This is a genomic window from Dermabacter sp. Marseille-Q3180 (genome assembly GCF_940792985.1).
Classification (GTDB): domain Bacteria; phylum Actinomycetota; class Actinomycetes; order Actinomycetales; family Dermabacteraceae; genus Dermabacter; species Dermabacter vaginalis.
In genome coordinates, this window is sequence record NZ_CALNWU010000002.1 from 70,138 (window position 1) to 86,679 (window position 16,542).

At 62.8% G+C, this 16,542-nt stretch carries 14 protein-coding genes; 8 read left to right on the plus strand and 6 right to left on the minus strand.

Annotated elements, in window-relative coordinates:
- Window positions 1-19: 19 nt before the first annotated feature.
- Window positions 20-1,483, minus strand: a complete 1,464-nt coding sequence (locus tag NBW56_RS06990) for a DEAD/DEAH box helicase (RefSeq protein WP_126847517.1) — start codon at window positions 1,481-1,483, stop codon at window positions 20-22.
- Between the two features lie 200 nt (window positions 1,484-1,683).
- Here NBW56_RS06990 and panD point away from each other — a divergent pair, with 200 nt between their 5' ends.
- The 3 genes from panD to NBW56_RS07005 are packed head-to-tail and all read left to right on the plus strand — an operon-like array spanning window position 1,684 to window position 3,518.
- Entirely contained in the window at window positions 1,684-2,091 is a 408-nt protein-coding gene (gene panD / locus NBW56_RS06995) for an aspartate 1-decarboxylase (protein ID WP_065247610.1), read from the plus strand.
- A gap of 33 nt (window positions 2,092-2,124) precedes the next feature.
- A complete protein-coding gene (locus NBW56_RS07000) occupies window positions 2,125-3,027 on the plus strand; it encodes an AEC family transporter (RefSeq protein WP_250258592.1) in 903 nt (300 codons plus the stop codon).
- A gap of 26 nt (window positions 3,028-3,053) precedes the next feature.
- Window positions 3,054-3,518, plus strand: a complete 465-nt coding sequence (locus NBW56_RS07005) for a low molecular weight protein-tyrosine-phosphatase (protein WP_250258593.1) — start codon at window positions 3,054-3,056, stop codon at window positions 3,516-3,518.
- On the opposite strand, the gene NBW56_RS07010 is transcribed toward NBW56_RS07005, so the two are convergent.
- Window positions 3,515-4,051 carry a GrpB family protein gene (locus tag NBW56_RS07010; RefSeq protein WP_250258594.1) on the minus strand — a complete coding sequence of 179 codons (537 nt, stop codon included), beginning with the start codon at window positions 4,049-4,051 and terminating at the stop codon, window positions 3,515-3,517. The two genes, NBW56_RS07005 and NBW56_RS07010, sit on opposite strands and share 4 nt — an antisense overlap.
- Window positions 4,052-4,220: 169 nt before the next feature.
- On the opposite strand from NBW56_RS07010, the gene leuS reads away from it, so the two are divergent.
- Window positions 4,221-7,205, plus strand: coding sequence for a leucine--tRNA ligase (gene leuS / locus NBW56_RS07015; protein ID WP_250258595.1), 2,985 nt, complete (start codon window positions 4,221-4,223; stop codon window positions 7,203-7,205).
- A 538-nt stretch (window positions 7,206-7,743) separates the two neighbouring features.
- Window positions 7,744-8,691 carry a putative endonuclease domain-containing protein gene (locus NBW56_RS07020; protein ID WP_250258596.1) on the plus strand — a complete coding sequence of 316 codons (948 nt, stop codon included), beginning with the start codon at window positions 7,744-7,746 and terminating at the stop codon, window positions 8,689-8,691.
- 21 nt (window positions 8,692-8,712) lie between these two features.
- Here the strand turns inward: NBW56_RS07020 and clpB are convergent, their stop codons facing one another.
- Together clpB and NBW56_RS07030 are read right to left on the minus strand one after the other, a co-directional pair.
- Entirely contained in the window at window positions 8,713-11,331 is a 2,619-nt protein-coding gene (gene clpB, locus NBW56_RS07025) for an ATP-dependent chaperone ClpB (RefSeq protein WP_126847527.1), read from the minus strand.
- Window positions 11,332-11,463: 132 nt separating this feature from the next.
- Entirely contained in the window at window positions 11,464-11,901 is a 438-nt protein-coding gene (locus NBW56_RS07030; RefSeq protein ID WP_250258597.1) for an RNA-binding S4 domain-containing protein, read from the minus strand.
- Window positions 11,902-12,056: 155 nt separating this feature from the next.
- Between NBW56_RS07030 and NBW56_RS07035 the strand changes: the two genes are divergently transcribed.
- Complete coding sequence (locus tag NBW56_RS07035; RefSeq protein WP_250258598.1) at window positions 12,057-13,466, plus strand: AMP-binding protein; 1,410 nt, start codon at window positions 12,057-12,059, stop codon at window positions 13,464-13,466.
- A gap of 9 nt (window positions 13,467-13,475) precedes the next feature.
- Window positions 13,476-14,096: an L-threonylcarbamoyladenylate synthase gene (locus tag NBW56_RS07040; protein WP_250258599.1), complete on the plus strand. Its 621-nt coding sequence runs from the start codon at window positions 13,476-13,478 to the stop codon at window positions 14,094-14,096.
- A gap of 32 nt (window positions 14,097-14,128) precedes the next feature.
- On the opposite strand, the gene NBW56_RS07045 is transcribed toward NBW56_RS07040, so the two are convergent.
- Window positions 14,129-15,421: an MFS transporter gene (locus tag NBW56_RS07045; protein ID WP_250258600.1), complete on the minus strand. Its 1,293-nt coding sequence runs from the start codon at window positions 15,419-15,421 to the stop codon at window positions 14,129-14,131.
- A gap of 29 nt (window positions 15,422-15,450) precedes the next feature.
- Between NBW56_RS07045 and deoD the strand changes: the two genes are divergently transcribed.
- Complete coding sequence (gene deoD, locus NBW56_RS07050) at window positions 15,451-16,173, plus strand: purine-nucleoside phosphorylase (RefSeq protein ID WP_065247600.1); 723 nt, start codon at window positions 15,451-15,453, stop codon at window positions 16,171-16,173.
- Window positions 16,174-16,242: 69 nt separating this feature from the next.
- Here deoD and NBW56_RS07055 read toward each other — a convergent pair whose 3' ends face one another.
- Entirely contained in the window at window positions 16,243-16,467 is a 225-nt protein-coding gene (locus tag NBW56_RS07055; protein WP_082991074.1) for a hypothetical protein, read from the minus strand.
- Window positions 16,468-16,542: the final 75 nt, after the last annotated feature.

Below are 16,542 nucleotides of genomic sequence, written 5' to 3' on the forward strand. Positions count from 1 at the left end.
TGTGATGTGTAGTTGTGCTTTAGCGCGACCGACGCTGGCCGCGTGGGCGGGTGGTGGAAGCATTGCGTGCCCGGCGGGCGTCGGACCCTCGCTTTTTTCCACCCGTGCGACGGCTTTTGCCTGGGCCGGACGCGCGCGAAGAGGAAGACCTCTCGTGCTCGTCGTAGACCGCGCGGCGCTTTTCGTTCTCGCGCCTTTCGGCGGCGTTTTTCGAGTTAGCCCCGCGCATCCTGGTGACATCGAGCTTACGGGGCGCCCCCTTGTATTTGACGAGCTGAGGGTCCCGGGCGGGGGTTCCACTCGGCGTCCTTCCTCCGACATACCGGATCACCTCGTCGGTCTCGGAGTTCACCTCACTCCATTCGGGTTCGACCTTTGCCGCTTCCATCACCTGGCGAGTCTTTTTCTCCTGGTGTGGAAGAGCCAGCGTCACGACAACTCCCGAGGCACCGGCACGCGCGGTTCGGCCCGAGCGGTGCACATATTCCTTCGCGTCGTCGGAAGGATCGATGTGGAGTACGAGTGAGACATCGTCAATGTGGATCCCGCGCGCGGCAACGTCGGTCGCCACGAGCACGTCAAAGGCACCCTGGCGGAACCCCGCGAGAACGTTCGTGCGAAGCCCCTGCTGCTTATTGCCGTGAAGGGCAGCGGCGGGAATGCCCACCTCGATCAGCTCCTGGGCCACGCGTTCGGCGCCAAGCTGCGTGCGGGCAAAAAGGAGTGTGCGGCCATCGCGTGCGGCAATCTGCGCGGTAATCTGGCGCTTCTTTTTCGGGTTGATCGCATACACGACGTGGCGCATATTCTGCACGGCCGCGGCAACCGGCGTCGTCTCGTGCGTCACGGGGTCCACGAGGAAACGATCGGTAATCGCGTCGACTTGCTGATCGAGCGTGGCCGAAAAGAGCATCTTCTGCGTGCCCATTTCGACATGCGCGAGAATCTCGGTCACAACCGGCAGGAAGCCGAGGTCGGCCATGTGGTCAGCTTCGTCGATCACGGTCGTCTCTATGCGGTCGAGGAAGAGGTCGCCACGCTGGGCGAGATCCACGACGCGGCCCGGCGTCGCGACGATGATCTCGACGCCGCGGCGAAGAGCATCGGCCTGCTTGTCGATATTCATGCCACCCGAGACGAGCTGTGCCTTGATGCCCACGGCGCGCGCGAAGGGGTGGATCGTGTCCACGACCTGCACGGCAAGCTCGCGGGTGGGAACAAGGACCATGCCGAGCGGACGGCGTCGGTGTGAGCTGCGGTGGCGAAAGCGCGCGCACATGGACAGCGCGAAAGCCAAGGTTTTGCCCGATCCGGTTTCGGCTCGAGCGAGAACATCGCGGCCCGCGAGCGCGTCGGGGAGGATTGCTTCCTGGATTTCGAAAGCGCGCTCAAACCCCTGCGCCTGCAGCTCTTGTACGAGCTCTTCGGGAAGCGCCATCGCATCGAAGCGTTCAGCTTTGTGGACTCTGCGTGACTTGGGCATGATGTTGGCCCCTTTCTTCGCGCCTTCGCGCGGTCCGGTGTTTCTCGTGAGCGCCGTAGCGCCGGGCCCCGTAGGGCGGTAAACGCTTCAAGTATCCGTGAGCGACCCCCACTGCGGGAAGGGTGCCGCGGTCTCTTCGTTCGCAAACTCACGTCCGGCACCCTCGCAGGTGCGCGATTGGGATGGAATACTTAAGCATCGTGCTGCGAACACTCATGACTTCCAAGATCCACCGTGCCACCGTGACGCAAGCCGATCTCCATTACGTGGGATCAGTGACGGTCGATGCCGATTTACTCGATGCCGCGGGCCTCATCGAGAACGAGCTCGTGGCGATTGTTGATGTCACGAATGGCGCTCGCCTTGAAACCTACGTCATCCGCGGCGAGGCGGGTAGCGGGGATATCAAGATCAACGGCGCCGCCGCCCACCTCGTGCATCCCGGGGATCTCGTGATCCTCATCGCCTACGGGCAGTTCACCCCCGAAGAAGCCGCCGCCCACACGCCGCGTATCGTTCACGTCGATGAGAAGAACCGCATCGTCGCACTCGGCAACGACCCTGCCGAGGCAGTTCCGGGCGCACCCGACCAGATTTCTTCGAGGTAGCCTCCGTGGCGAGGGTCGTGAGCGGTTTTTTTCGTGATCGCCGTGATCGTCGCCGTGGGCGCATTTGCGGGGTGGAGCAACCTCATGGGCCCGCAAGCCCGTTTCGTGCTCAATCGCCTCACCTATTTCCTCGCGGGGCCGTGCCTCGTGTTCGTGTCGCTCATCGAAAGCGATCTCGCCCTCGTGCTCTCCGCGAATTTCGCGGTCGCCGCCCTAGCGGCGCTCCTGACGACTTCGCTCGCCGCACTTCTCTCGCTTATTTTCCTCAAGCAGGATCTGCCCCACGCCGTGATCTCCTCGGTTTCGGCTTCGATGGTCAATAGCGCGAACATGGGCTTCCCTATCGCCGCCTACGTGCTTGGCGACGTCGCGCTCGCCCTGCCTGTGGCGCTGTGGCAAATGGCGGTATTCACGCCGCTCTTCCAGTCGGTTCTCCACTCTGCGGTCGCGGGGCAACGACCGAGCGTGCGCGCCCTCGCGGGAACAATCATTGCGAACCCCATGATCATCGCCTCCGCAGCGGGCCTCGCAGTTCTCGGCTTCGACCTTCACCTCCCCGCCTTCATCGTTGAACCGATCGACGTCATCGCGGGCATCTCCATCCCGGGAATGCTCCTCGCGTTCGGCATGTCGCTCACCGCCTCGAAGCCCTTCTCGAAGGAAGCGGGCCATCGCGCCGACATCCTCCTCGCCACAGCACTCAAGCTTCTCGCAATGCCTCTCATCGCGTGGGCTCTCGCGCGCTGGGCCTTTGGTCTCGCGGGCACCGAGCTCTACGCGGCCGTCGTGCTCGCAGCGCTTCCCACCGCCCAAAACGTGTACGTCGCCGCTGCGCGTTACGAGGTTGGCGAGGAGATGACGCGGGATATCGCGCTGTTGACGTCGGTGGGCACGTTGATCGCGCTCATGGTGATTGCGTCGCTCTTCGGCGCGTGAGAAGCGATCTGAGTTAGGGTCGAGGCATGATCGTTACTACCGTGTGCTGGGGCAACATCTGCCGCTCCCCAATGGCCGAACGCATTCTTCTTTCCGCGCTCTCTTCGCTCGACGGTGGCGGAAGCGTTACCGTGAACTCCGTCGGGGTGAGCAGCGAGGAAATCGGCAACCCCATGGATCCCCGCGCGGCTCGCGTGCTCGAAGCCGAGGGCTACGACGCGAGCGGGCATGCCGCCAGACAAGTGAGCGCCACCGACATCGAGAACACCGATCTCTTCGTGGCAGCCGAGCAGTTCCACCTCGACCGGCTACGTGCGCTCGGCGCGCGCGAGGAGCAACTCGCGCTCATGACGGACTTCGACCCCGAGTCAGAGCCGGGCGATCCCCTGCCCGATCCCTGGTATGGCGGCGCCGAAGACTTCGATCGAACGCTCGACGTTCTCGAGCGCGCAATGCCGCGTCTCGCCGAGCGCCTCGCCCAGGGCGCCTAAAAACTCGCGGCGAGACCCGCGAGGGCCTCCTCGTCCATCCCCGCCTCGCGCAGGATCTTCTGGAACATGGGCACCTTCGCGGCGCGGTACTCCTCCACGTCAATCGCACCCGTGAATGCGAGCCCTCGCTTATAGCCCGAGAACTCCGCGACGAGCTCCGGGCTATTCATGAGGATCTGACGCGCAGCGATGCTCGCGTGAAGCAGCGGGGAGTCTTCCTCGAAGACCGTGAGTGCGTGCAAAACGCCCGAGGTGGGAGTATTCAGCTTGCGGTAGCCCTCCCCCTCCTGCCTCTCTCCCCCGGCCACATAGCCGAGTGGGGCGAGCGCCTCACACGCCTCCTCAAGCGCGAGGGGAGCGGCGATGACCGCGATATCGATGATGGGTCGCGCCACCATTTTCGGAACCGAGGTCGCACCAATGTGCTCGATCCCCTGCCCTCCGTGGCCGTCCAGGGCGTCTACCAAGGTCGTGGCGACCCCCATGAAGTCGCCCACCCAAGACTCGGAATACTCACTCAAATGAATCGCCATGCACCCATCCTACGGGCCGCGTCCACCCCGCAAAACACGCGCCGCAATCGCGGCTACGCAAGCGTCGGAACCGCACGCAACGCTCCAAAGACGCAGCACGTAGACTGGAGGCAGTGCATGCGCGCTCGAGACCTACCGCGCACGAAACCGACACGAGGAAAGGGACACGATGGCTGAGGCCCCATACCGCTACACCGCTGAACTCGCGGGACAGATCGAGCAGAAATGGCAAAAGCTGTGGCTCGAGAAGGGCACGTTCAACGCCGTCAATCCCGAGGGTGAACTTTCCGATGGCCGCACCGCCGAAGAACTCGGCGAAAAGATGTTCATCATGGACATGTTCCCCTACCCCTCGGGGAAGGGGCTTCACGTGGGCCACCCCCTCGGCTACATCGCAACCGACGCCGTCGCGCGCCACAATCGCATGCTCGGTAAGAACGTGCTGTACACGATGGGCTACGACGCCTTTGGCTTGCCCGCCGAACAGTACGCGATCCAGACCGGCACCCACCCGCGGGTCACGACGGACGAAAACGTCGCGAACATGGCCCGCCAGCTTTTCCGCCTTGGTCTTTCACACGACTCACGTCGTTCGCTGCGCACGACCGATCTCGACTTCGTTAAGTGGACCCAGTGGGTGTTCCTCCAACTGTTCGACTCGTGGTACGACCCGAACTTCGTGAAGGCTGACGGCACACGCGGCTCTGCACGGCCCATTTCGGAGCTCAAGGGTGCGATCCAGGATCGCGATGTTGACCCGTACGCCCTCGCTGAGCAGCAGGGCATCGAGATCCCGCAGATGTGGCACGACCGCAAGCCGGATCACGAGCACTGGAATCCCGAGCACGACACGCCTTTCGACTACCTCATCCAGTACACGCCCGAGGACATGCGGGAGCTCGTTGACTGCTTCCGTCTCGCCTACGTGAGCGACACTCCCGTGAACTGGTGCCCCGGTCTCGGCACCGTGCTCGCGAACGAGGAAGTCACGGCCGAGGGCCGCTCCGAGCGCGGCGATTTCCCCGTGTTCAAGCGCCGACTTCGGCAGTGGAACCTGCGGATCACCGCGTACGCCGATCGACTTCTCGAAGATCTCGAGACCGTCAATTGGCCCGAATCGGTCAAGTCCATGCAGCGCAACTGGATCGGCCGCTCACGCGGTGCGCAGGTGACGTTCGCGCTGGAGTCCGACGCTAGCCCCGCCCTCGCCGATGCCACGTTCGATGTGTTTACGACCCGCGTGGACACACTCTTCGGCGCCACCTTCACGGTGCTTTCCCCTGAGCATCCGTTGCTGGTTGATGTCAGCGTTCTTCCGGAGTCCTGGCCCGAGGGCACGAAGGCGGCGTGGACCGGTGGAGCGGCGAACCCCCGTGAGGCCGTGGCTGCCTACCAGGAGCGCGCCGCAGCCCTCGAAGAGGATGAGCGCACCGCCGATTCGCGCGAAAAAACGGGCGTGTTCACTGGTCTTTTCGCCGTGAACCCCATGGATGGGCGCGCGCTGCCCGTGTTTACCGCCGACTACGTGCTCATGGGCTACGGCACCGGTGCGATCATGGCCGTTCCCGCCGAAGATGAGCGCGACTACGCATTCGCGAGCGCCTTCGAGCTTCCGATCATTCGCACCGTGCAGCCCCCGGCCGACTTCGAAGAGGGCCAGGCCTACACGGGCGACGGCAAGAAAATCAATTCGCAAAGCGCCGAACTTGACCTGAACGGCATGAACAAGGCCGAGGCGATCGCCGCCGCAACCGAGTTCGCCGAGAGGAAGGGCTTTGGCCACGCAAAGACGACGTACCGCTTGCGTGATTGGCTCTTCAGCCGGCAGCGCTATTGGGGCGAGCCGTTCCCGATCGTGTACGCGGAAGACGCACCCGAGGTTCCGATCGCCCTCCCGGTCGATCAGCTCCCCGTGCAGCTTCCCGAGCTTGACGATTTCTCCCCGAAGACGTTTGACCCCGAGGATGCGGATACCGAACCGCAAACGCCGCTCTCGCGTGTCGATGACTGGGCGTGGGTCGAGCTTGACCTTGGCGATGGCCTGAAGCGCTACCGCCGCGAAATGAACGTCATGCCTCAGTGGGCAGGCTCCTCGTGGTACGAAATCCGCTACACGGACCCGACGAACGACGAACAGATTTCCGCGCCTGCCAACGAGCAGTACTGGATGGGCCCGCGCGAAGGCGCGCCCACCGGCGGCGTCGACCTGTACGTTGGCGGTGTTGAGCACGCCGTTCTCCACCTGCTCTACGCGCGTTTCTGGCACAAGGTCCTGTTCGACCGCGGCTACCTTGCGAGCGCCGAGCCGTTCCACACTCTGTTCAACCAGGGGTATGTGCAGGCCTATGCGTACCGCGACGAGCGAGGCGTGTACGTCAACGCCTCCGAGGTTGTCGAGGAAGCCGACGGCTCCTTCACTTATGACGGCAAGCCCGTGACCCAGGAATACGGGAAGATGGGCAAGTCCCTGCGCAATATCGTGACGCCCGATGACATGTACGACGAGTTCGGTGCCGACACGTTCCGCGTGTACGAAATGTCGATGGGCCCGCTCGATCTGTCGCGCCCTTGGAACACGCGCGACGTCGTGGGCTCGCAGCGCTTCCTTCAGCGCCTGTGGCGCCTCGCGGTCTCGGAAGAGACCGGTGAGTGCGTCGTGAGCGATGCCGAGCCGAGCGTGGAGACTCTGCGCGCCGTGCATAAAACCATCGACGCGGTGAGCGCCGACATGGAGCACATGCGCTTCAACACGGCGATCGCGCGTCTCATCGAGCTCGTCAACCACCTCACGAAGGTCGCGAGCGATGGGGACGGCGCCCCGCGTTCGGCCGTCGAGGCACTCGTGCTCATGGTCTCGCCGTTCGCTCCGCACCTTGCGGAAGAACTGTGGGCGAAGCTCGGTCACGATGAGTCGCTCGCGCGCGCTTCCTACCCTGTTGCGGACCCGCAGCACCTCGTTGCTGACGCCGTCACGTGCGTCATCCAGGTCAAGGGGAAGGTGCGCCATCGCATCGAGGTCGACCCGGACATTTCGGCGGAGGACCTCGAGAAGGCAGTATTCGCGGAGGAACGCGTGCAACAGCTCATCGAGGGCCACGAGGTGCGAAAGGTGATCGTGCGCGAGCCGAAGCTCGTCAACCTCGTCCTCTCCTAACTGGATTGCATAGGAGTTGTGGGGGTTTGAGTCGCGTGGCTCAGGCTCCCTCTCCCTAATTGCATAGGGGTTGTGGGGGTTTGAGCCGCGTGGCTCGGGCCCCCACACTTCTTGGGTGTGGGGGACACTTCGAGACGGAACAGCGACTCTCGCCGAACGCTCTGAAGCGGCTCGCGCTCCACATTTCTTGGTTTCCCCCACTCCGCCCTGGGACGCGCATGGTGACGCCTTTTCGATCCATAGCATGCAAGCTATGGCACGCACCCGAGCTCCTATTCCGGCCGCCCTCGCTCATACAGTATTCACGTCCCAAGAGGCCTATGCCAGGGCGGTCACGCGCGATCAACTTCGGGGGCCCAATTATCAGCAGCTTTACCGGGGAATTTACGCTCCGACGGAACATTCGCCCACAAGTTGGGACTACGCGCGCATTGTGACGCACGCCTGCCCCAAAGCCGCGCTCTCTCAAATTTCTGCAGCACTCTTCTGGGGATTTCCTCTACCGACCAGATTCCTCGCGCAGGAGAATCCGCTCACTATGGAACTGGCGCGAATCCACAACGCTCACGCTTTCATTCCCGAAAAGCTCAGTGGCTTTCCGGACTTTGTTTACCCCGACTATCACCGCTCCCCTCCGCAGCCGTGTGCAAAGTGGCGGCAGCATCTTTTGGCAAGCGACGATGTCATTGAGGTGGAGCCCGGGAAGATTCTTGCGGGTGTAGGTGCCGAAGCTGGCTCAGCAAGCGTCGGAATGCCGTGGCACCCCTCCACCGCGCCCCTGTGGAAAAAGCCGCTCAGGATTATGTCTCGCGAACGAACGTTCCTTGATCTTGCGACGGTGCTGAACCCGTTTGAGCTCGTGGCCGTAGGCGACTACCTCGTGCGTCGACCGCGCCCGAACTACGAGGGAAGACGCGAGCCCTTTTGCACGATTGCGTGCCTTGAGGACGCACGGAAGAGATACCCAAAAATCGACGGGGCCACCAATACGCGATGGGCACTCGACAATATTCGCGTGGGCTCTGACTCACCTCAGGAGACTCTGTGCCGCCTCCTTCTTGTCGAGGCGGGTCTCCCCGAACCGCAGCTTAATATTCCTATCCCGCTTCCCGGAGGAATTGTCGTTCCCGACCGCGATCTCGTCTATCCGGCGCAGAAAGTCGTGGTGGAGTACCAGGGAAGCTCCCACCAGGAGCCGCAACGGGCGGCGCGCGACCGCTACCACGCCGAGGTTCTTCGGGCGGAAGGGTGGGAGGTCGTCCCGATTGTGAACGATGACCTCCCGTATGTTGGTTGGTGCAACGAGTTTCCAACGAAGTATCGAATAGACGCGCCGGGGATGCCTCGCATCAATCGCGTCAACTTTAAGTCATCGCCATATGCGCTGGCGCCGGAGCCTCACGAGTGGCCTCTCGTTATCAAGGTTCGCGAAGCATTCCGACGCCAGGCAATGCGGGAGGTTGCGGGGGCTAAACCCGAGGAATAACCCCCACAACCCCTATGGAATTCAGTGGAGTGCGAGGCGGGAAGAATCGCCCTCCCCGTGCTCCACGTCAACCGTGACCGTTTGATCATCCGTGACCTCGCCCGTGAGGATGAGGCGCGCGAGCGCATCGCCAATCTCCTTTTGCACGAGCCGCTTGAGCGGACGCGCACCGTAGGCCGGATCAAAGCCGCGTTCGGCAAGCCAATCCTCGGCGGCTTCGCTCACGTCGAGCGTAATGCGGCGGTTCTTGAGACGCGCCGCGAGCGAAGCAACCTGGAGACCAACGATATGGCGCAGCTCCTCGCGACCGAGCGAGTCGAACAGCACGATGTCGTCGAGACGGTTGAGAAACTCGGGCTTGAACGCCGCACGCACGGCGTTCATGACCGCGCCCCGTTTCGCGCTGTCGTCGAGGCTCGGATCCTGGAGGAAGTGTGCGCCGAGGTTCGAGGTCAGGATCAGGATGGTGTTCCGGAAATCCACCGTGCGCCCCTGGCCGTCTGTGAGGCGGCCGTCGTCGAGCACCTGGAGGAGAATGTCGAAGACATCCGGGTGGGCCTTTTCAATCTCGTCCAAGAGCACGACGGTGTAGGGGCGGCGTCGGACCTGCTCGGTCAGCTGCCCACCTTCTTCGTAGCCGACGTACCCCGGGGGCGCCCCCACGAGGCGAGAAACGCTGTGCTTCTCGCCGTACTCAGACATGTCGATGCGAACCATGGCGCGTTCGTCGTCGAAAAGAAACTCGGCGAGGGACTTCGCGAGTTCCGTTTTGCCAACGCCCGTGGGACCAAGGAAGAGGAACGAGCCGGTGGGGCGGTTCGGATCGGAGATACCTGCGCGCGAACGACGCACCGCGTCGGCGACCTCGGTCACGGCCCGATGCTGACCAATAAGCCGCCTGCCGATGATCTCTTCCATATCGAGAAGCTTTTGCGTTTCGGACTTGAGGAGGCGTCCCGCGGGAATGCCCGTCCACGCGGAGACGACTCCGGCAATGTCGTCGGGACCCACCTTGTCGGCAACGAGCGGCTTTTGCTCCTCCTCGTTCGAGGCTTCCCCGGCACCTTCTTCGTGTTCGAGTTCCACGAGCTTCTTTTTGAGCTCGGGGATGTCGCCGTAGAGGATTTTCGAGGCCTGGCTCAAGTCGCCTTCACGCTGAGCCCGGTCGGCCTGCATGCGTAGATCTTCGAGCTTTGCCTTGAGCTCGCCAACCTCGTTGAGGCCGGACTTCTCGCGTTCCCAGCGGGCGGAGAGTTCATTCATCTCTTCGGTGCGGGCGGCAAGGTGCTCGCGAACGCTCGCAAGCTGCGCGAGCGACCCCGGGTCGTCCGAGCCTTTGAGGGCGAGTTCTTCCATTTTGAGGCGGTCAACCTGGCGGCGCAGAATATCGAGTTCAACAGGTGAGGAATCGAGTTCCATGCGCAGCCTCGACGCGGCCTCGTCGATAAGGTCGATGGCTTTATCGGGAAGTTGACGATTGTTGATGTAGCGATCCGAGAGCGAGGCCGCCGCGACAAGCGCAGAGTCGGAGATGGTCACCTTGTGGTGAGCCTCGTACTTGTCCTTCAGGCCACGCAGAATCGTAATCGTGTCTTCAACACTCGGCTCGCCCACGAATACCTGCTGGAAACGGCGCTCGAGCGCCGGATCTTTTTCAATGCGTTCGCGGTACTCATCGAGCGTCGTGGCGCCGACCATACGGAGTTCGCCGCGCGCGAGCATGGGCTTGAGCATGTTGCCGGCGTCCATGGATCCTTCACCTGTGCCACCGGCACCGACCACGGTGTGGAGCTCATCGATGAAGGTGATGACGTTGCCGTTGGAGTCGCGAATTTCGTCGAGGACACTCTTGAGGCGCTCTTCAAATTCGCCGCGGTATTTCGAGCCGGCGACCATCGAGGAAAGGTCGAGCGAGATGAGGGTTTTGCCGCGAAGTGATTCGGGCACATCTCCCTCAACGATGCGCTGGGCGAGCCCCTCAACGACGGCCGTCTTTCCGACGCCGGGTTCGCCGATAAGCACGGGGTTATTTTTCGTGCGGCGGCTGAGCACCTGCACAACGCGGCGGATTTCACTATCGCGGCCGATAACGGGATCGAGTTTGCCCTCACGTGCGCGGGCGGTGAGGTCGACCCCGAATTTTTCGAGGCTCTTGAAGGAGCCTTCCGGGTTTTCTTTGTTCATGCTTGTTCCTTTGGTGAGTGTGGCGATGCTGGCGCGGATCGCTTTCGGGGTCGCGCCGAAGTCTTTGAGGATGTCGCCAGGCGTTTTCGCCGCCTTGGCGATTCCGTAAAGCAGGTGCTCTGTCGAGATATACCCCTCGGCACCCTGCCCCATGCCGGCACCGGCTTCTTTTCCGGCGGCTTCAAGTGCGTCGTAGCCGTCGCCTTGAAAGACCGGCTTTTGATCGGTGTTCCCCGTGAGTCGGGGAAGTCGCTGGATTTCCTGATCTACACGCTCTTTGAGAGCACCGATATGTGCCCCCGTGTCCTCCAGAACGGCCGTGGCGATCGAATCTTCTTGTTCGAGAAGTGCCGCAAGCAAGTGCAGACCGGTGACGTTGGTGTTGCGGAATGATTCCGCTTTGCGCGTGGCCGCCTCGACGGCTTCGCGCGAACGTTGCGTAAAGGAAAATTGCATATTTTCCGCTCCTTTCACGTGGGTGTGCGCTACGCGGAAGGCTCGGGCGCCGAGGGATCCGACGCTTCTCCAGCCTCTCTCGCTTTCGCGCTTACATCTCGTGCAACGCCACCAAAGTTGAGTCTATTCCACTCAACTTTCGTTATCGTCAAAAATTGCTCGCCACCTGCCATTTTGCGACTCGCGGCCGCGAAGGCGATCGAGTGCTCGGCGCTCCTTCTTCGTAGGCCGACCCGCTCCTCGTGCGCGCCGAGGTGGCGCGGCGAACAGCTGCGGCGGTGGCGGAGCCGAGATGTCGGTATAGGCCTCGCGCGCGAGCGGCGCCCCCACACGCTTCGCAAGCAGCTTTTTGACCACGTACTCATTCGTGTAACCGGGGTGGCGCACCGCAACCGTACTGCCGATGTTCAGCCGGAAGCTCGGTTTGACGACCTCGCCATCGACCCTCACGTGTGAGGCCTTGATGGCACTCGAGGCGAGCGACCGTGTTTTGAAAAGCCGCACCGCGTGCAACCACGAATCAAGGCGTACGTTCCCATTTCCTGCATCGGCATTCTGACTCTCGTTCACGGTGCTACTCTCGCATACCTGGCTCGCGCGGGGCGTGCTCACGAAACGCCCGGGAAACCTGAGGTCAACGTGCAGGTTCTCTCCCTAAACTGCACACGTCACCCGCAGTGCACGCTCGTGCCCCGCACCAACATTCACGTGAAAGGAGGGCGCTCATGGCCCCGGCGAAGCCGCACTCACATGATCCGGCTCACCGCTTGAGCGCGCGCCCCCTTCCACTCAACGCCTCCGAACTTCTCGATTTCGCCATCGCGCATTTCCGCTCACGCACGGCACTTGAAATGACCGGCACACGTGTGAGCTATGGCCAGCTCGGTCGTCGCATCCGCTGCCTCGCGCAGGGTCTTTTGGATTCGGGCATTCGCGCGGGCGATCGCGTGGCGATCGTCCTGCCCATGAGCATCGATGCCGTTATCGCCTTCCACGCGGTTCTCCGGATCGGCGCAATCGCCGTTCAGCATTCTGATCGCGAGCCCATGATGCGCCTGAGCCGCGAGTTTGCCGACTACTCCCCCGTCGCAGTCATTATCGCCGAATACCGCCTCAATGCCCTCGCGGGGCTCGATGAAGAAGCGCGACCGAAAACCGTGATTACCGTCCAGGCTCCTGAACTTCCCAAGCAGGCACCGCGTCGCCTCACTTTCACGGGAGCGCTCGCGGAAATCGCGAAGGCGAGCGGCAAGGGCGTCATGCGAGTTGCGGCACCACCCAAGGGCCCCGCCCAGCTCCCTCTCTCCTTCGGCACGCGCGCGAAGCTCAAGGACCTTCTTGGCTCGGCACCCCTCCCGCTGGACTGTCCGTACCCGGAACCGAACGACCTCGCCGCTCTCGTGTACGAGGGAGGCACGCGCACAAGTGCACTCGGCGCGATGATCACTCACGGAAACCTGACGGCGCTCGCCCATCAATCTCTCGAATATCTCGAAACGGCGCCGGCGGGAACCGAAACGGGCTACGCCCTGTGGCCCTTGCACTCGACCATCGGGATTGCCGACACCCTCACCACGAGCCTGTTTTACGGCCGCCACACGATTCTCTTCCCACGCTTCGACCACTCGGCGCTCGTGCGCGCTCTCAAGAAAAACCCTCCCTCGGTGATCTCAGGTGACACCGAAGTTTTCCGATTCCTCGCCGAGTATGCGCGCACCACCGGTAAAGCGCCCATGATTCGCCTTGCCTTGAGCCCCATCCGCAGGGAGCATACGCCGAATCTGCGCGACTGGGCCCGGGATCTCGGCTGGCCACTCGTGGTGAGCTTCGATGGGGCAGAAGCGGGGGTCGCCCTGTTCCTTCGCACCTCCGTGGAGGGGCGTGAGCACACCGTGGGCACGCCGCTTCCGTCGATCGAGGTGCGGGTCGTCAACGTGCAGGACCGCGGGCACGTTGTGGGCCCGGGCACCGTCGGAAAACTCATGATCAAAGGCCCTCAGGTGTTTCACGGCTACTGGAAGAAACCCGATGAAACGACCTCGGTGCTGAGCGCGGACGGGTGGGTATTGACGTCCTCGCTCGCCTCGATCGATACCGACGGCTACGTCACGCTTATTCCTTCACCGGAGCACTAACATGGGGGCATGGCACGCCTCATTCCGATTCACCCCGTGACACCGCAAGCGCGTCTCCTCGACCAGGTCGTCGAGCGGCTTAGGGACGGGGAACTGATTGCTTACCCCACCGATTCGGGCTACGCGCTCGGATGCCGCATAGGCGCGCACGATGCCCTGGAACAGATCCGCACGATCCGCCACACGGGCAAGGACCATCACTTCACCGTCATGTGTAGCGAGTTCGCGCAGCTCGGAAGGTACGTGCGGATTTCGAACCCGAACTATCGCCTCGTGAAAGCGCACACACCCGGCCCCTACACCTTCATTATGCCGGCCACGAAAGAGCTCCCGCGCCGCATGCTCCACCCGAAAAAACACACGATTGGAGCGCGCATTCCCGATCACGTGGTCGCGCGCGCGATCGTCGACGCGTTCGGGGAGCCGCTCATGACTTCGAGCCTCATCATGCCCGGTGAGAACGATGTGCTCACCGAGTCGTGGATTGTCGAGGACCGCATCGGGCACCTCATCCCCGCGATTGTCGACGGCGAGATCACGGGCATGGAACCCACGAGCATCATCGATCTCACAGACGACGTACCGCGTGTCCTTCGCGAGGGCCGAGGCGATACATCCGCGTTCGCCTAGGCAGTGCAGGGCCGGTCCGACGCTTGCCGGGCCTACCTCGCTTCCGCAAGTGTGGCCCGTTTGTCGACCTTCGTGGTGTTCTCGAGCGCGCCCGAGAACACGAGGATTCCCACTGCGTAGAGCGGTACGAGCGCGAGGGCATAGCGCAGAGTGAAGAGGTCAGCGAGCCAGCCCACGATCGGTGGGGCGGCGAGGAAGCCAATGCGAGCGAACCAGCCAACGACGGTAATGCCGACTCCGTGGCCGAGCTCTTCAACGTTGTCGCCCGCTCGAAATACGGCCGGGAACAGCGTCGCCACACCCCAGCCCGCGGCTGCAAAGCCGATCACGGCGGTCACGGCGGTCGGCCACACGAGCATGACGCTCATGCCCACGAAGGAGATCACCGCGCCCACGCGCGCGGTTGTGCGGTCGCCCCAGGCATCCACGATCGGGTCCCCCAGGAAACGGCCGAGCATTTGTGCGCCCTGAAGGGCAACGAACGCGAGCCCAGCGACGAACGGCGACGCATTGAAGGTGTGGGTCATGAAGAGCGCACCCCACGTACTGCCGGCATCTTCGGTCGAACCAGCGAAGACGAGAACCATGCCGAGGGCACCGAGCAACGCGAGAGCGCCAAGCTTCCCGCGGCTGGGTGACGTGCTTTCGAGTAGGGTATTGCCACTCGTTTCTCCCATGAGATCCGCCGGGGCCTCGTTCGCGGAGGACGCACTTGGCGAGGAGACTTCCTTGACCCGCTCGGCGGCGTCGGACCCCTTGAGCAGGAACGGGAAGTTCGCGATGGCAATCGCGCCAAAGAGGACGAGCCCACCCCAGCCCTGCCATGCAAGCGGGACGCTGAACTGCGCACACACGGCACCGAGGACCCCGCCGAGAACCGCACCGAGCGACCAGAATCCGTGAAAGCTATTGATGATCGAGCGGCGATAGCGACGTTCGACTCGCATGCCGTGGGCATTTTGGGCGATGTCCGTGATGGCGTCGAAGCTCATCGCAAGCACAAAACCGAGAGCGAGGAAACCCCAGCTCGGCGCCACGTAGATCAAAAGGTGCGCGCTCGAGGCGAGAATCTGGAAAATGAGCGCGGCTGTGCCTGAGCCGATCTTCTTCATGATGGGCGCGGCAAGCAAACCGAAAGCGAGACCGCCGAGCGGCCCGAGGCCCACGGCGAGGCCAAGCTCGGTGTTGGTAATGCCGAGCTGACGCACGATCTCGGGGTAGCGAGGCAAAATAGCGCAAAAGCTCACACCATTGAGAAGAAAAACGAGCGAAACCGCCCAACGGGCACGCACTGCCTCACGATCGGGCACAAAGGTTTCGGGCATCCCATCTCCAAACACCGTAGGCTTAAGGCATGTCTACACATATTAATGCCCCCGAAGGCGCCATCGCGCCTTACGTCCTTTTCCCCGGCGACCCGTATCGCGCACGATGGATCGCCGAAACCTTCCTTGACGATCCACAGCTCTACAACGAGGTGCGCGGCATGCTCGGGTACACGGGCACCTACAAGGGCGTGCGCGTGAGCGTTCAAGGCTCGGGAATGGGCCAGCCTTCCATGGCGATCTACGCGCACGAGCTCATGAACGACTACGACGTTCAAGCCATCATTCGCGTGGGTACCGCGGGCGGCATGGCGCCCGAGGTGAAGGTGCGCGACGTTGTGATCGCGAACGCAGCAAGCACCGACTCGGCCATGAACCGCGCACGCTTTGGCGACGTCACGTACGCTCCCGCTGCTGACTTCGAACTCATGCGACTCATGGTTGAGGCCGCAGAGGAGAAGAATCTCCCCTATCGCGTTGGCGGGCTTTTCTCGGCCGACCAGTTCTACAACCCGAAACCCCTCACGGAAACCCTCGCCAACTACGGCGTCCTCGGCGTCGAGATGGAGACCGCAGGCTTGTACACGCTCGCCGCGCAGTTCGGCCGCAAGGCGCTATCAGTGTGCACGATCTCTGACCACCTCCTCACGGGCGAGGAGACGAGCGCACAGGAGCGCCAGGAGACGTTCGACTCGATGATCGTCATGGCTCTCGAGGCGGTCGTGGCCCTCGACAAGAAACGCGCGCAGTAGCTCCTGCCTGCACGTATAGCGAAAGGCCTCGGCGACAGTGCCGAGGCCTTTCTTGTGACTGGAGAGCTTCTACTTCGTGAAGAAGCGCGGAATGATCTCGAAGGCGACAAAAAGCGCGACGATCGACATGGCGAGGCCCACAACGAACCAGATCGGCGCGACGGTGTAGAGACTCATGACGTAGAGACCACCCGCGAAGAGAAGGAAGACGAGCGCGGTGACGATGATCGAAAAGGCGAGGCTATTGCCCTGCGAGGTCTCGTTGCTTGCCGCGGCGTCGTTGTGCTGGGTCACGCTTTTCTCCATGATGTTCGAGTCGGGGTCGCGGCTGCAAGGGGTTGCCGCTGCGTGGCCAGTCTAAACGATGGA